Genomic DNA, 15,913 nt, shown 5'->3' on the forward strand with positions numbered 1-15,913 from the left:
CGTCGGCAGGCCGAAAGCGCTGGCAAGGTGGGTCAGCCCGGTGTCGGCGCCGATGACCAGCGTCGAGCGGCCGATGAATGCGGCGATCTCGGCCAGCGGCGATTTCGGCACCACGACCGTTGACGGAACGGCCCCCGCAATCGCTTCGGCCACGGTTTTCTCACGCTCGTTCGACCATGTGGTGACCGGCGTCATTCCCCGCTCAACCAGCAGGCGGGCGGCTTCGATCCAGTCCTGGACGGGCCATTTCTTGTCTTCGCGGCTGGTGCCGTGCAGCAGGAAGGCGGTTTTACCGGGGATGTTGGCCAGATTGCCGGCCGGCGGCACGATGCCGGAGTCCAGCGTCGAAAGATCGGGCTGATAGCCGAGCGCCAGGCCGAACAGCCGCCGCGTCCGCTCGATGGCGTGCAGGTTGCGCGGCACGGCATAGATGACATCGTAGAACAGCGTCGCTGAGGGTTCGCGCGCGCTGGAGCGGTCGAAGCCGGCAATGGGTGCGCCCGCCTGTCTTGCCACCAGAGCCGATTTCAGCAGGCCTTGCGCGTCGATAACCAGGTCGTAGCGGCAATCGCGCAAGGTGTGACGCAAGGCGGCCGCCTCGCGCCAGGTACCGCCATCGAGCAGCGCCTTGCGCCAGCGCCGGATCGCCACCGTGTGGATCCTGTCGATTGCCGGGTGAAGCGCCACGATGCCGGCGAATGCTTCTTCGACGCACCAGTCGAAGGTTATGTCCGGCCGCTGGCGGCGGGCATCCTCGACGGCCGGAAAGGTGTGGATGACATCGCCCATCGAGGATGTCTTGACGATCAGCACCTTCATGCCGCGGCCGGGATTTCCAGCAGGCGGTCCGCTGCCGCCGCGACCTGGCCGACTTCAAGCGTCTTCAGGCAGTTGAGGTGGCCGAGCGGGCAGACCTTCTGGTGGCATGGCGAGCAGGACAGGCCAAGCCAGACCAGTTCCCGGTGCTCGGCCAGCGGCGGCGTGTTCTCGGCCGAGGTCGAGCCATAGACGGCTACGATCGGCGTGCCGACGGCGGCCGCGACATGCATCAGCCCGCTGTCGTTGGACACCGCCAGCCTGGCGGCTGATATCAGGTCGATGGCGTCCTCCAGCCGCGTCTGCCCGGCGAGGTCGACGAGGCCAGGGGCAAGGGCGGCGATTTCCGCCGTCACGTCGCGGTCGTTCTTCGAACCGAACAGTGCGACTTTCAAACCTTTGCCCATGAAATCGCGGGCAAGACTGGCATAGCTTTCGCTCGGCCAGCGCTTGGCCGGGCCGAATTCGGCGCCGGGCATCAGTGCCACGAATTTCTGCGGCGCCAGCCCGAAGCGGTCGAGCAGCGCGACCTGGTTTTTCGTGTCCACGCTCAGCCGGGGCGCCCGGAAGCTGCCGCCCTGGGCGAGGCCGAAATAGGCCTGCGCGGTGCGTCGTTTGACGCTGTCGGGCAGCGGTACGATGTCGGTCAACAGGCCGTAGCGCATTTCCCTGAGATTGCCGACACGGCGCGGAATGCGGGCAAAGAACGGGATCAGCGCGGATTTCCAGCTGCCCGGCAGGATATAGGCCATGTCGTAGCGGCCGCGCAGCAGGCGGCCGAAGCGGCGGCGATGGGTGAATTCGAGCGCGCCGGGTTTGAGCGGAAAGTCGATCTGCTGGCGGATTTCGGGCATGCGCTTGACCAGCGGCGCGGCCCAGGCCGGCGCCAGCACATCGATGGCGGCGTTGGGATGCAGCTCCTTCAGCGCCGAAAACAGGCACTGCGCCATCACCATGTCGCCCACCCAGCGTGGGCCGATCACGAGGATCGTTGGGCTTTCAGCCATTCGACATAGTCTCTGACACCGGTTTCCACTGTCCGGAATTGGCCATTGTAACCGGCCGCGCGCAAACGGGACATATCAGCTTGCGTAAAGCTCTGGTAGCTGCCCTTGAGGTGGTCGGGGAATTCGATGAACTCGATTTCGCCCTTGCCCAGCGTGTCGATCACCGTTTCGGCGATGGCGCGGAAGGGCTGGGCGCGGCCGGTGCCGCAATTGAAGATGCCGCTTGAGCCCCGTTTCCACAGCCACAGATTGACGTCGGCGACGTCGCCGACATGGATGAAATCGCGGCTCTGTTCGCCCGGTCCGAAGCCATCGTAAGCGCCGAACAGTTTGGGATTTTCGCCGCGCCCGACCTGGTTGAACAGATGGAAGGCGACCGAGGCCATAGCGCCCTTGTGCCCTTCGCGCGGGCCATAGACGTTGAAATAGCGCAGGCCCGCGACCTGCGAATGATCGGTGTCGAAGACGGTGCGCCTGACATAATCGTCGAACAGCTTCTTGGAATAGGCGTAGACGTTGAGCGGCCGCTCGAGCGCGGGATCCTCGCGAAACTCGGCGCCGCCGCCATAGACGGAAGCCGAGGAGGCGTAGAGGAAGGGCACACGCAGCGCCTGGCTTGCGTGCAGCAGCCGCTTCGAGAAGGCATAATTCACCTCCATCATGAACTTGCCGTTCCACTCGGTGGTGGTCGAGCAGGCGCCCTGGTGGAAGACGGCCTCGATACGGCCGAGCGAGCCTGCCTCCATGCGGGGCAGGAAGTCGTCCTTGTCGAGATAGTCGGCGATCTGCAGGTCGGCGAGATTGGCGATCTTGTGGCCGTCGGTGAGGTCGTCGACGACGAGGATGTCGTCATGCCCTTCGGCATTCAGCGCGGCGACGATGTTGGAGCCGATCATGCCGGCGCCGCCCGTGACGATGATCATGTGGTTGGCCCTGATACGCGTTTCACTTGCCGATTCCGGCCCTTATAAGGGAGGCAGGGTGGGCTGTCGATAAAGCAGGCAACGGAGCGGATGTCACAGTGGCGCCGCAAAGCTTCCGCTTCAGTCGGTTCGTGCCGCCCGGCATGATCGTGAGGGACAAAGAAATGCCGTCGACCGAACTGCTCTTGGCGTTTTTCGCCACCACGGCGATCTTCGCCTACATTCCCGGCCCAGCCATGCTCTACGCCGCCGCGCAGACGATGGCGCGCGGCCGTTGGTCCGGCCTGACGGCGGCGCTGGGCATTCATCTGGGCGGCTATGTGCATGTCTTCGCCGCCGCCGCCGGCCTGTCGGTGCTGTTTCACGCTGTGCCGACGCTCTACATGGCGGTCAAGCTGATTGGCGCGCTCTATCTGATCTGGCTCGGCGTCTCGCTGTTTCGCAAGCGCGCGGAGGGTGACACGGCGCTGCCCGCGATCGAGCGGAAATCGGCACGACGTGCCTTTTTCGAGAGCATCACCGTCGAGGTGCTCAATCCGAAAACGGCGATCTTCTTCATGGCATTCCTGCCGCAGTTCATCGATGCCGCGGCGGCATTTCCGGTCTGGCTGCAGTTCGTCGTGCTGGGCACAACAGTCAATCTGATGTTCTCTTCGGCCGATGTCGTCTGCGTGTTCCTGGCGGGCGCCGTGATCGGCCGTTTGCGGCGTTCGAGCCGTGCACAGCAACTGATGCAGCGGGCCGGCGGCGCGGTGCTGGTTGGGCTTGGTGTCCATGTCGCCTTGCAGAAGAGCTGACCGCCCGGGCCTCGCGGTCATGCCCTGCCGTTGCACTGCATGGATTTGCGGTATATCGGCTTTTGCCATGAACGATCTGGGCCATGAACGATCCGGCCTGTCTGATGATGATGACCAGCAAGATTGAAATCGGCCTTTTCCATGCGTTGCCAGTGACATGATCAAGCACAATCCGCCTTCTCCCGAACCCCTGCACCGCGCCATTGCGCGGTTCGGCCAGGCCACCGTGCTGGTGGTCGGCGACTTCATCCTCGACCGTTTCGTCAACGGCGTTATCGAGCGGATCTCGCCGGAAGCGCCGATCCCGGTGCTGCACGGGCGCGGCGAGACCGCGACGATGGGCGGCGCCGGCAATGTCGTGGCCAACATCGTTTCGCTCGGCGCTGCCGCTGTTCCTGTCTCGGTCATCGGCACCGATGTAGCGGGCGACAGCCTGGTGCGGATGCTCGGCGAGCTTGGCGTCGACACGGCTGGCCTGGCGCAGGAGCGCGGCCGCATGACCTCGTCGAAGAGTCGCTTCAGCGCGCTCAACCAGCAGGTGCTTCGCTTCGACGAGGAGGAAATCAAGCCGCTGGGTGCTGCGGAGCGCGCCGGCCTGATCCGGCATTTCCGCGATGCCCTGCCGCGCGCCGACATCGTCATCCTGTCCGACTACGGCAAGGGCATCCTGCTCGACGGCGTCGCCGCTGATCTGATCGCCATCTGCCGCGAGGCGGGAAAACCGGTGCTGGTCGACCCGAAGGGCCGCGACTATGCGCGCTATGCCAGGGCGACCGCCATCACCCCCAACCGCAAGGAACTTGGCGAGGCGGTCGGCCATGCGGTCTTCGCCGATGACGAGATTGTGGCTGCGGCACGCCAGCTGATTTCGGCGCACAGTTTCGACTTCGTCGTTGCGACGCGCAGCGAAAAGGGCATGAGCGTGGTCGGCCCGACCGAGGCACGCCACATCGCCACCCAGGCGCGCGAAGTGTTCGACGTCTCGGGCGCCGGCGACACGGTGATCGCGAGCTTTGCGCTGGCATTGGCCGTAGGCGCCGATACCGTCATGGCGGCCTCGATCGCCAATGCGGCTGGCGGCGTCGTGGTGGGCAAGCGCGGCACCGCGCGGCTGACGGTCGAGGAACTCACCGGCGCGCTGTTCCGCTCGCATGGACCGACCGCCCACAAGGACGCCATCCTCGATGCCGCATCGGCCGCGCGCATGGTCGCGGCGTGGAAGGAAGAAGGCTTGAGCGTCGGCTTCACCAATGGCTGCTTCGACATCCTGCATGCCGGCCATGTCAGCCTGTTGCACGCAGCGCGCAGCCAGTGCGACCGGCTGGTGCTCGGCCTCAATAGCGATGCCTCGGTGCGGCGTCTGAAGGGGGCAGGGCGGCCGGTCAACGACCAGCACGACCGCGCCTGCGTGCTGGCAGCACTTGCCTCGGTCGATGCGGTCGTGGTGTTCGAGGAAGATACGCCGCTGGCGCTGATCGAAGCGCTGCTGCCCGACATACTGGTCAAGGGCGCCGATTACACCGTCGACACCGTGGTCGGCGCCGATGTGGTGCAGAAAGCCGGCGGCCGCGTCGTGCTGGTCGATCTTGTCGCCGGCAAGAGCACCACCAACACAATCGGCAAATTGCGCGCTGGCGGCACGACAAACTGAGGGTTTCATGTCCGACTTGAACGATTACCTGGTCCGCTCGGCGGCTGCCATATCAGCCACGGTCGAGCGCGACCTGACCAGCGAGATGGAGCGGGCGGCGAGCGCCGTCGTATCGGCGCTTTCGTCGGGGAAAGCCTTGCTGATCTGCGGCAATGGCGGCTCGGCCAGCGACGCCATCCACATTGCCGGCGAACTGGTCGGCCGTTTCCTGAAGGAGCGCAAGGCCTACAACGTCATCGCGCTGCCGGCCAATGCCGCCGTGCTGACGGCCTGGGGCAACGACTATGGCTTCGACACGGTGTTTTCGCGCCAGGTCGAGGCGCATGGCGCGGCCGGCGGTGTGCTTCTGGCAATCTCGACCAGCGGCAATTCGCCGAGCATCCTCGCCGCCGCCGAACAGGCGCGGATGATGGACATGACGGTGATCAGCCTGACCGGCGACACCGGCGGCAAGCTGAAGCCTTTGTCCGACATTCTGCTCAACGTGCCGTCGACCTCGACGCCGATCATCCAGCAGGGGCATCTGTGCCTCTATCATTATCTGTGCGAGGTGGTCGAAGCGCGCCTCAGCAATGGCTGATTCCACGACGTCCGGCCCCTATCCGCTGGCGGAGCCCGGCCTATGGGTCGAGCGGGTCGGCCGGACGGTGTTTCCCGCCGGTATGCCGGCGCTGTTCCTCGACCGCGACGGCACCATCAATATCGATACCGGTTATCCCGACGATCCAGCCGAAATGGTGCTCCGCGCGGATATCGCCGCAGCGATCGCCGCCGCCAACCGGGCCGGCATTCCCGTCATCATCGTCACCAACCAGTCGGGCATCGCGCGCGGCTATTACGGCTGGGGCGATTTCGCTGCCGTCAATGGCCGCGTGCTGGAATTGCTAGGTGGCGAGGGCGCATTCGTCGACATGGTGCTGGCCTGCGCCTATCACGAAGCGGGCTCCGGCCCGCTTGCGGTCGCCGATCATCCGATGCGCAAGCCCAATCCAGGCATGCTGCTGGAGGCGGCCAAACGCCTCGGGCTCGATCTGCGGCGTTCGCTGATCGTCGGCGACAAGAAGGCGGACATGGAGGCGGGACAGCGTGCCGGCCTCTCGCAGGGCTGGCTGGTCGACGGGCAAGCGGCAGTTCAATCGGGCTTCATGGTCGGGCCATGGCGCGACCGCGAGGATTTCAACGGCCTGCTCGCCGCAATAGCGGGACTTGGTGCCGTGTCAGGCGAGCGGTGACGGCTCACGCCGGATCGTTGTCTCGCCAGGCTTCATAAAGCTTGGCCTCGGTGGCGAACGAATAGACCATCACCATCATCGAATAGACGAAGCCGTGCCGGCCGCACAGGAAGTAGCGCTTGGCCAGGTAGAATTTCAGGAAGTTGCCGAGCGGCGACAGCACTAGCTTTACCAAGCCTGGCTTCTTGCCCCTCTCGACCAGCGTGGCAACCTTGAGGCTGGAGTAGGTGTTGGCCCTGGCCAAGTCCTCCGCGATGCTCATTTCGCGGCGGTGCAGCAGCACGCCATTTTCAATCGTGCCGGTTTCGCCCGGCACCTCGAACGATTCATGGACCCGCAAGTTGAGGTCCATGGTGGCCTTGTCTCGGCGGAAGAGACGCAGCAGCCTGTTGTGCAGCACCCAGCGGTGCGCATAGCCATAGCCTTTCAGCTTGTCGCGGCGCCTTATGTACCATCCGTCGAAGCCGACATTGCGAGGCTGCGTCACGTCCATGATCGACTGCCTGAGCAGGTCGTCGATGGCCTCATCGGCTTCAATCGAAAGGCACCATGGCTGCGTGGCCTGATCGAGGGCGAATTGCCGCTGGCGGGGAAAACCCGGCCAGTCGTTGTGAAACAGCCTGATCGGGTAGCCCTTGGCGATGAACTCCTGGACGACGTCCAGGGTGCTGTCCGTCGAGCCTGAATCGACGACGATGATCTCGGCGCAGAAGTCGACGCTTTCCAGGCACTGGCCGATCATGTCGGCTTCGTTCATGCAGATGACCAGCGCCGAAACCGGGCTAGCAAATCGAGTCATGGTCCCACCCTACGGCACACTGTTCTCGGAATTGCGCTGCTTTGCGTCATCTGTTTTTACGGAATCCCCAAGCGCTAAGCGCTTTTCCCAGGAAAACCGTTACACACTTTTCCTGGAATTGCTTTAGGAAACCAACAGGGCGGGCCACGGCAGAACGATCCGGCTTTCTACACGACAGCCTATCGAATGCCAAAGCGGCCCTGATATGGCGAAGCCCGCAACCCGCATCTGCCACGCCCGATGTGGCGCTGGCGTTCATACCGACTCAGGGCTGTGCAAACGAGACCAGCCCTTCATCCTTGACCCGGCGGATGGTGAGTGCGGTGCGCACCGTGTCGACATTGGGGGTCGAAGTCAGCTCCTCGATGACGAAGGTCTGGAAGGCGCCGAGGTCGCTTGCCACGCAATGCAGCAGGAAATCGGATTCGCCCGACACCATCCAGGCGTCGCGTACGATCGGCCAGCCGCGGGTGCGTTCGGCAAAGGTGCGCAACTCGGCGTCGGCCTGGTGATGCAGGCCGATCAAGCAGAAGGCGACGACATCGAGGCCGAGCGCCGGTGCATTGAGCAAAGCGCGGTAGCCGCGGATGATGCCGGCTTCCTCCAGCCGCTTGACGCGGCGCAGGCATGGTGGCGCAGAAATACCGACGCGGTTCGACAGTTCGACATTGGTCATGCGGCCGTCGCCCTGCAGTTCGCGCATGATCTTCCAGTCGATGGCGTCGAGGTCGGCCTTGAGCGGCATGAGGGCTCTCGAGAAGTCAGGGGCAACACGCAAGAATCTTGCGTGATTTTGTAATTAAACGACTTCGCTGTCCATTCCATCCCTCGCCCGGAATATTTCGCAGGATCAGGCGGGCAACAGGGTGCGACAAAGCTTTCCGGGGACGAACGCCAACTTGCCTTGCTGGTGTCGTGGGCAACACTTACATTACGCGCGATACGGACCGAGTTTTCCATGCCGCAATTGCCGGCAGCCCTCCGCAGAGGCTTTAGATGACCACCAAGCACGCGCCCGTTCTCATCATCGGTTCCGGTCCGGCCGGCTATACGGCAGCGGTCTACGCCGCCCGCGCCATGCTGAAGCCGATGCTGGTTGCCGGGCTGCAGCAGGGCGGCCAATTGATGATCACCACCGATGTCGAGAATTATCCCGGCTTCGCCGATCCGATCCAGGGTCCGTGGCTGATGGAGCAGATGCTCAAGCAGGCCGAGCATGTCGGCACCGACATCATCAACGATATCATCACCGAGGTCGACCTCAATGTGCGGCCGTTCCGTGCCAAGGGTGATTCCGGCACCACCTACACCGCCGACGCGCTGATCATCGCCACCGGCGCACAGGCCAAATGGCTGGGCATTCCGACCGAACAGACCTTCATGGGCTTCGGCGTGTCGGCCTGCGCCACCTGCGACGGTTTCTTCTATCGCGGCAAGGATGTCGCGGTCATCGGCGGCGGCAATTCGGCGGTGGAAGAGGCGCTCTATCTGTCGAACCTCGCCAAGAGCGTTACGGTCATTCACAGGCGCAACGATTTCCGCGCTGAACGCATCCTGCGCGAGCGGCTCTTGAAGAAGGACAATGTCCGCGTCATCTGGGACACGATCGTCGACGAGATCACCGGCCGTCCCGGCAAGACGCCGCTGCCGCCCTCGGTCGAAGGGCTGAAGCTGCGCAACGCGGTGACCGGCGAGGAAACGCATCTGAAGATCGATGGCGTGTTCGTGGCGATCGGCCATGCACCGGCGGTCGAACTGTTCGCAGGCAAGCTGAAGCAGAAGCCGAACGGCTATCTGTGGACGGCGCCGGATTCGACCCGCACCGACGTGCCTGGCGTGTTCGCGGCCGGCGATGTGACCGACGACATCTACCGCCAGGCAGTGACGGCGGCGGGCCTCGGCTGCATGGCCGCACTCGAGGCGGAGAAATATCTGGCCGGCATCGAAGTGCACCGCGAAGCGGCCGAGTAGAGAGTTCATAGAGCGGCTTAGAAACGCCGTGTAAAAGCCTGATTTTTCATTCAGACGCCAAAACAGAACGAGGGGTATCATGGCGTTGGACTGGGACAAGCTACGCGTGTTTCACGCTGCGGCGGAGGCGGGGTCGTTTACCCATGCGGCCGAGACATTGCATCTGTCGCAATCGGCGATCTCGCGGCAGGTCAGCGCGCTCGAGCATGATGTCGGCGTGCCGCTGTTCAACCGCCACGCCCGCGGGCTGGTGCTGACCGAGCAGGGCGAAATGCTGTTCCGCACGGCGCATGACGTGCTGATGAAGCTCGAGACCATCAAGTCACGGCTGACCGAGACCAAGGACCGTCCCTCCGGCGTGCTCCGGGTGACGACGACGGTCGGGCTGGGCGCCGGCTGGCTGACCGAGCGGGTGCAGGAGTTCATCGAGCTCTATCCCGAAATCAGCCTGCAGCTGATCCTCGCCAACGAGGAACTCGACCTCACCATGCGCCAGGCCGATTGCGCCATCCGGCTGCGCCAGCCGCAGCAACCGGACCTGATTCAGCGCCGCCTGTTCACCGTGCATTTCCACCTCTACGCGGCGCCATCCTATGTCGCCAAGCACGGCAAGCCGGCTTCCGTCGCCGAGCTGAAGAGCCATCGCATCGTCACTTTCGGCGTGCCGGTGCCCTCGCATCTGTCGGAGCTGAACTGGCTTGAAACGGTCGGCGATTTCGACGGCGGACAAAGGGTGCCGACGCTGCAGATCAACGACATCTTGTCGATCAAGCGTGCGGTGCAGGGCGGAGCCGGCATCGCCATGCTTCCCGACTATGTGATCAGCAAGGACTCCGACCTGGTGCAATTGCTGCCGGAGACCGAAGTGCCGTCCTTCGACACCTATTTCGCCTATCCCGACGCGATGAAGAACCAGGCCAAGCTGCACGTGTTCCGCGATTTCATCATTGCCAAGGCGCGCAGCTGGTCCTTCTGATTTTCTCGCTGTTCTGAAGTTAATCCCGCCAGGGCGTCAGGCGAGGCAGCCAGCCGGGCACGTTGCGGCGGTAGGTCTCGTATTCGACGCCGTAGCGGTGGGCCAATGTCGGCTCTTCGTAGAACCGCACGAAGGAGCCCATGGCAATCGCGCCGATGACGACATAGGCGACCAGCGTCCAGCTCGAGAACAGCAGCGCCTGACCCAGGATGATCGACAGCACGGCGACATACATCGGGTTGCGGACATGGCGGTAGATGCCGCCGATCACCAGCCTTTCGGTCGGGGCGACCGGAGCGGGCGTGCCGAGGCCCTCAAGCGCAAAGCGACCGAAGGCATGCAGGAGTGCTGCGATCGCGGCGACGATCAGGAGCCCGCCAACAGGCGCAAAGCCCGGCAGGCTTGACCAAGGCAAGCCCCAGCGGTCTGTCAATAGCCAAGGCACCAGCCCGGCAACCACGCAGGGCGCCGCAATGAAGAAGGCCGCACTGCCGGCGATCGCCGAAAACGCCCGCATTGGCTGCTTCCTCCCCGATTGCCTTAGAAATGAACGCCTGCTGCCCGCTTCCACATCATCACGCAGTTTTGGCAATTTGGGGCAAAAACCGGTGGGGATTCGCGATTCTCTAGTGACAATCGCCCGGTTCAGCGCTCCATTTTGACGATTCTGCTGGTCCTATTGGCTCCTGGAATGGGTTAGACCACAGCCTGCGTCTTTTTGCATGCGTGTGTTGCAAAATAGATGCTTGTTTCTTGGGCATGATGAGCACATATATAGATCATCTCCTGGGCGCGTTCTCCTCCCATTAGCGCCCTAGAGTGTTCCCCTCTGGAGGTTAGCCTTAACAGGCACTTCCAATCAAACTCAGCCGGATCTTCGTTGATCCGGCTTTTTTGTTGCCTGTGCCCTGCTGGGTTGACCAAAAAATCCATCACAATTGCCACGTAACCGTGACATGTAACCTCTGGTAACATATCCTGGACGGCCGGGACCTGCTATGTACGGCATAGGACGCGGTGTGGTTCGAACGGGAGATGGGGGCATCACTCGTACGGCCCGGGCTCAGGCGGCTACCGCGTCCGAACCGTTTCTTCCGCCGAGTTCGGCGGCATCAAATGCGGCGGACCTGCCGTTTTACCTCCCAAGGAAACGGTCCGCGAACAAAACGACGTCCGGTCCCCGCCGGGCGTCGTTTTCTTTTTGCCCCTCGAACCGAGGTTCGAGGGGTATGTGATGGTGCTACGGGTCAGGCAGCCTTGCCGTCGGTGTTCATCGCCTCGTCGGCCAGACGGCCGGTGAGTTCGGCCATGTGGTCGAAGACCGCACGGTAGCTGGCGACGCCCGCGGTCGCCGAGCGCAACTCGATGATCAGGTCGCCGATCTCGGCTTGCGGCATGGTTGCCTCGACGACATCCCATCCCGGCCAGTCAGGCCGCGCGTCATAGCCGAGGATCTGGCCGCGCCGCTGTGGGATGAGCGCGATGATCTTCGAGGTGGCGTCGGACGGCGTGACGATCTCGACCTTCATCACCGGTTCCAGAAGCACCGGCGAGCACGCGGCCATGCCTTCCTTCATGGCCAGCCTGGCCGCCATCTGGAAGGCCATGTCGGAGGAATCGACCGCGTGGTAGGAGCCATCCGACAGGTTGACGGCGACATCGACGACGGGAAAGCCGAGCGGCCCGGACTTCAGATAATCGCGCACGCCGGTTTCGACCGACTGGATGTAGGTCTTCGGCACGACGCCGCCGGTGATGGTGTCGGTGAACTGGAAGCCGGAGCCGCGCGGCAGCGGCTTGATCTCGATCACCACGTCGCCGAACTGGCCATGGCCGCCGGACTGTTTCTTGTGACGGCCGCGCTGCTGCGCCGGTTTGCGGATCGTCTCGCGATAGGGCACCGCCGGTGCATGGCCTTCGACCGGTATCTGGTTCTTGCCCTCCAGCCGTTCGCGCACGACACGCAGATGCATCTCGCCATGGCCCGACAGCACGGTTTCGGCCGAGTCCTGGTTGTGACTCATGCTGAGCGACGGGTCTTCCTCGGCCAGCCGCTGTATGGCGGCCGACATCTTCACTTCGTCCTTGCGCTCCTTGGGGCGCAGTGCGAAGGCGAAGACCGGTTGCGGCGGCTCGAACTGGAACAGCTGTTTGGCGCCGCCCTTGGCCGAGCTTAGCGTCTGGCCGGTCTTGACCTCATCCAGCTTGCCCAGCGCCACCGTGTCACCGGCCTTGGCGATGGTCAGCTTGGACTGGTCCTTGCCGAGCATCCGGTAGATGCCGGAGACCTTGGCCGTGTCGCCGCCGGGCAGCCAGAGTTCGGAACCGTCGACGACCTGACCGGACAGGACGCGCGACACCGACAGCTTGCCGCCATGCGGCGTGTGGATGGTCTTCATCACCTGGACCAAGGTCGCGGCGCCGTCGGGTGCGCCGAGCCGCTTGCGGGTCGCCTCGGTGTCCGGCGCGTCGTGGCGGATCGCCTTCAGGAGGCGCAGCACGCCGTTGCCCTTCTCGGCGGTGCCGATCAGCACTGGCGTTACCGCGCCGTCGCGCAGATCGGCGGCAAGGTCGTCGAAGATCGCGTCCTTGGGTGGCTCGATCTCCTCGAGCAGCTGTTCCATCAGCTGGTCGTCATGGTCGGCCAGCGTTTCCAGCATGGAGAAGCGCGCCTCCAGTTCGCGCGCCTTGTCGTCGCCCGGTATCTGAGCCACCTCGCTTTCGGCATACTCGCGATAGATGTAGGCGCGCTCCAGCGCCAGATCGATCGAGCCGATGACGACGCCATCCTTGCGCAACGGAATCTGGCGCAACAGCAGCGGCACCGCGCTGGCCGGCTGCAGCATCTTCAGCGTGTCGCGCACGCCGGCGATTGCCTTGTCGACCTTGTTGAGGAACAGGATGCGCGGCACGCCGAGATCGTCGAGCTTGCGCATGATCAACTGCAGGGCGGGGATCTTCTTTTCGTCGGCCTCGGCTACGACCACCGCGAGGTCGCAGGCGGCCAGCACCGGCTCGGCCTCGAAGGAAAATTCGATGGAGCCGGGACAGTCGACGAAGGTGATCTGCTCGCCCATGAATTCAGTGGTGGCGATTGTCGCCTCGACGCTCATGGCGTGGGCGCGCGCCTCGGGCGAATGATCCGAAACGGTATTGCCTGATGAAACGGGATTTTGTCGGGGAATTGAGCCCGTACGGGCCAGTATGGCTTCGAGAAGTGTCGTCTTACCGCTTGCAAAGGGACCGACTATGGCAATGCATTTCGGTCCCGTGCGTCGTCCTCCGGCGCGAGTACCCATAACTGACCTCCACTCAGGCGTTTCCCGTAGGACCGACTGGCATGCATGGTTCAGGCGTGGTCAATCGGTCCTGAGCGGCGGCCGGCCTGTTCGACCGTCGCGGGCGGGGTTCTTTTCAAGTGCCACCTGCCCAAAGCCATCGTCCCACTTGTTTGCCGGCAGGGCAAGAAAAATAGAAATCTTCGCTGTGGCCTCAGGCGCTCAGCGCCAAGGGTTCGGCGTGGACGGCGCGCAGGGAAGCAACCTTGTCGCGCGGTGCCGGCCTGCCGAAGAAATAGCCCTGGAACCGATTGCAGCCGGCGGCTTTGGCGAGGGCGAACTCCTCTTGCGTCTCGACGCCTTCGGCGACGATAGTGACGTCCTGGATGCGCGCGATCTGCGCCAGCGCCGAAACGAAGATCTGCGCCACCTGGTCATGGGCGAGGCTGCGGATGTAGGAGCGGTCGATCTTGATACTGTCGATGGGCAAGGTCTTCAGATAGTTGAAGCCGCAATGGCCGGTGCCGAAATCGTCGAGCGCGATGTGGAAGCCAAGGCCACGCAACGCTTCGAGGCGTCGCAGGATCTCGGGCGTGGCGGCGGTCGCCACCGTCTCGGTGATCTCGATGACGAATTGCGCGGCGGAACGGCCGGTCTCCTTCAACACGCGGTCGCACATGGTGACGATCTCGTCGCGCTTCAGCTGTTCGCCGGAGACGTTGATCGAGATGCGGCGACCGGGGAAGTGGCCGATGTCGGCGCAAGCCCGCTTGAACACCCATTCGCCGAGCATGTCGATCAGGGTCGAGCGCTCGGCGATCGGAATGAATTCGGCAGGCGAGATCAGGCCGCGAACCGGATGGCGCCAGCGGATCAGCCCTTCGAAACCATAAGCGGATCCGTCCGGGTTGACGATCGGCTGGTAGTGCAGCTCGAGTTCGCCGAGATAGACGGCCGCACGCAGTTCGCGCTCGATCAGGCGGCGGTAGCGCTTGTCGGACAGCATCTCCTCGTCGAATACGGTGACGCGGCCACGGCCCGCCGCCTTGCTTTCATAGAGCGCCAGGTCGGCAACCAGCATCAGTTCCGTCGTGTTGGAGGCATGTGTCGGCGCCAGTGCCACGCCGATAGAAATGGAGAGCGGGATGGTCTTGCCCTCATGCGATTTGCCGGCCCGCATGGTATCGAGCAATTGCCTGACATCCTTGTTGATGGCGGCGAGATCGCCGTGGGGAATGATGACGCCGAACTCGTCGCCGCCGAGCCGTCCGACCAGGCCGCCGGCAAAGATGCGCTCTGATGTCTTGACCAGATAAGCCAAGGCGAGGTCGCCGAACTGATGCCCGAACGTGTCGTTGAGCTGCTTGAAGTGATCGACGTCGATCAGCAGCAAGGTCGCATCGCGCCGGTCGCGCATGCTGCCGAGACTGTCATGAAGCGCTTCGAGGAAATAGCGGCGGGTCATCGCCCCCGTCATCGCGTCCCTGGTCAGGAAATGATGTTTTTCCGCCTCGGCGACGGCCGCCGACCGCAAGCGATGGACGACGCTGCTGCGCATATACATCAGCGCCAGCAGGGCCAGGCCGGTGGCCAGGATCGAGACGGTGAAGGAGGCGCCCGAGGGCAGGTTTTGCGAGATGTCGAAAGCGCCGAGCACCGCAGCGCCGATGCTGATCAAAAGCAACAATTGAATGCCGCGATAGATGCCACTGTGGTCCCTGATCGTCGCCAGTATGCTCATCTCATCACCCCTGCACCCGCCGGCAAGGGCTAGAGGGCAGGCGTTAAAAAGCCCTTGAGGCGGCTACGCCTGGCCGGCGATTTGGCCGCCCGTGCCGGTGATCGAACGTTCATGGTTAAGAAGCCTGCCGCGGATGCCGTCAGGATGGCGGAGAAGGCCGATCGCAGTTGCACGGCGCGGCATATCGGAGGAAGGTGGCGGCTTGCGCCAATGTCATTTGCGCCAACGCCCGGACAGGCGGTGTTCTGCCGCCAGCCGGTCAGAGATCAAGGACCATCGACCATGAAGATCATTGCCTGTGGCAGCGTGCCAACCGTCATAGCGCCCGAAAAATACTTCACCGGCCGGGTGCTGCAGACGCCCATCATCGAGAAAGAGGCACCGGCGCGGCTACGGGCCACGCTGGTCAGCTTTGAGCCGGGCGCGCGCACCCACTGGCATACGCATCCGCTTGGCCAGACGCTCTATGTCACCGTGGGCGCCGGGCTTGCCCAGACATGGGGCGAACCGGTTCAGGAGATCAGGGCCGGCGACGTCATATCCTTTGCGCCAGGCGAAAAGCACTGGCATGGCGCGGCGCCGAAATCGGCGATGACGCATATCGCCATGCAGGAGGCGCTCGACGATGTCCATGTCGATTGGCTGGAGCCGGTTAGCGGCGAGCAGTATGGCAAGTGATGTTATCTGGCCAATACGAAAAACCCGGCGTCGAGCCGGGTTTT

15 protein-coding genes are annotated in these 15,913 nt (G+C 63.6%); 7 read left to right on the forward strand and 8 right to left on the reverse strand.

What is annotated here, in order from left to right:
- From waaC to rfaD, 3 genes are all read right to left on the reverse strand, one after another.
- On the reverse strand, positions 1-819 hold an 819-nt coding region (waaC, locus tag EN993_RS07355), incomplete at its 3' end, for a lipopolysaccharide heptosyltransferase I (RefSeq protein ID WP_127262799.1).
- Positions 816-1,823 carry a lipopolysaccharide heptosyltransferase II gene (waaF, locus tag EN993_RS07360; protein WP_127262800.1) on the reverse strand — a complete coding sequence of 336 codons (1,008 nt, stop codon included), beginning with the start codon at positions 1,821-1,823 and terminating at the stop codon, positions 816-818. The genes waaC and waaF, both read right to left, overlap by 4 nt.
- Complete coding sequence (gene rfaD, locus EN993_RS07365; RefSeq protein WP_127262801.1) at positions 1,796-2,746, reverse strand: ADP-glyceromanno-heptose 6-epimerase; 951 nt, start codon at positions 2,744-2,746, stop codon at positions 1,796-1,798. The genes waaF and rfaD overlap by 28 nt, the downstream gene beginning before the upstream one ends.
- A gap of 164 nt (positions 2,747-2,910) precedes the next feature.
- Between rfaD and EN993_RS07370 the strand changes: the two genes are divergently transcribed.
- From EN993_RS07370 to EN993_RS07385, 4 genes are all read left to right on the forward strand, one after another.
- Positions 2,911-3,543, forward strand: coding sequence for a LysE family translocator (locus EN993_RS07370; protein WP_127262802.1), 633 nt, complete (start codon positions 2,911-2,913; stop codon positions 3,541-3,543).
- Positions 3,544-3,700: 157 nt separating this feature from the next.
- Positions 3,701-5,194: a D-glycero-beta-D-manno-heptose-7-phosphate kinase gene (rfaE1, locus tag EN993_RS07375; RefSeq protein WP_127262803.1), complete on the forward strand. Its 1,494-nt coding sequence runs from the start codon at positions 3,701-3,703 to the stop codon at positions 5,192-5,194.
- 7 nt (positions 5,195-5,201) lie between these two features.
- Positions 5,202-5,774, forward strand: coding sequence for an SIS domain-containing protein (locus tag EN993_RS07380; protein WP_109659909.1), 573 nt, complete (start codon positions 5,202-5,204; stop codon positions 5,772-5,774).
- Positions 5,767-6,426: an HAD family hydrolase gene (locus EN993_RS07385; RefSeq protein ID WP_127262804.1), complete on the forward strand. Its 660-nt coding sequence runs from the start codon at positions 5,767-5,769 to the stop codon at positions 6,424-6,426. The genes EN993_RS07380 and EN993_RS07385 overlap by 8 nt, the downstream gene beginning before the upstream one ends.
- 4 nt (positions 6,427-6,430) lie before the next feature.
- Here EN993_RS07385 and EN993_RS07390 read toward each other — a convergent pair whose 3' ends face one another.
- Positions 6,431-7,225, reverse strand: coding sequence for a glycosyltransferase family 2 protein (locus EN993_RS07390; RefSeq protein WP_109659913.1), 795 nt, complete (start codon positions 7,223-7,225; stop codon positions 6,431-6,433).
- 265 nt (positions 7,226-7,490) lie between these two features.
- A complete protein-coding gene (locus EN993_RS07395) occupies positions 7,491-7,970 on the reverse strand; it encodes an Lrp/AsnC family transcriptional regulator (protein ID WP_127262805.1) in 480 nt (159 codons plus the stop codon).
- Positions 7,971-8,221: 251 nt separating this feature from the next.
- On the opposite strand from EN993_RS07395, the gene trxB reads away from it, so the two are divergent.
- Positions 8,222-9,196: a thioredoxin-disulfide reductase gene (trxB, locus tag EN993_RS07400; RefSeq protein ID WP_056595425.1), complete on the forward strand. Its 975-nt coding sequence runs from the start codon at positions 8,222-8,224 to the stop codon at positions 9,194-9,196.
- A 79-nt stretch (positions 9,197-9,275) separates the two neighbouring features.
- Positions 9,276-10,172, forward strand: a complete 897-nt coding sequence (locus EN993_RS07405; RefSeq protein WP_109659917.1) for a LysR family transcriptional regulator — start codon at positions 9,276-9,278, stop codon at positions 10,170-10,172.
- A gap of 19 nt (positions 10,173-10,191) precedes the next feature.
- On the opposite strand, the gene EN993_RS07410 is transcribed toward EN993_RS07405, so the two are convergent.
- The 3 genes from EN993_RS07410 to EN993_RS07420 form a co-directional block, all read right to left on the reverse strand.
- Positions 10,192-10,689, reverse strand: a complete 498-nt coding sequence (locus tag EN993_RS07410; protein ID WP_109659919.1) for an isoprenylcysteine carboxylmethyltransferase family protein — start codon at positions 10,687-10,689, stop codon at positions 10,192-10,194.
- Between the two features lie 730 nt (positions 10,690-11,419).
- A complete protein-coding gene (locus EN993_RS07415) occupies positions 11,420-13,471 on the reverse strand; it encodes an elongation factor G (protein WP_127262806.1) in 2,052 nt (683 codons plus the stop codon).
- 193 nt (positions 13,472-13,664) lie between these two features.
- A complete protein-coding gene (locus EN993_RS07420) occupies positions 13,665-15,191 on the reverse strand; it encodes a GGDEF and EAL domain-containing protein (RefSeq protein WP_127262807.1) in 1,527 nt (508 codons plus the stop codon).
- 282 nt (positions 15,192-15,473) lie between these two features.
- On the opposite strand from EN993_RS07420, the gene EN993_RS07425 reads away from it, so the two are divergent.
- A complete protein-coding gene (locus EN993_RS07425; protein ID WP_109659925.1) occupies positions 15,474-15,869 on the forward strand; it encodes a cupin domain-containing protein in 396 nt (131 codons plus the stop codon).
- Positions 15,870-15,913: the final 44 nt, after the last annotated feature.

The sequence above is a fragment of the Mesorhizobium sp. M7D.F.Ca.US.004.01.2.1 genome (genome assembly GCF_003997785.1).
GTDB classification, from domain to species: domain Bacteria; phylum Pseudomonadota; class Alphaproteobacteria; order Rhizobiales; family Rhizobiaceae; genus Mesorhizobium; species Mesorhizobium loti.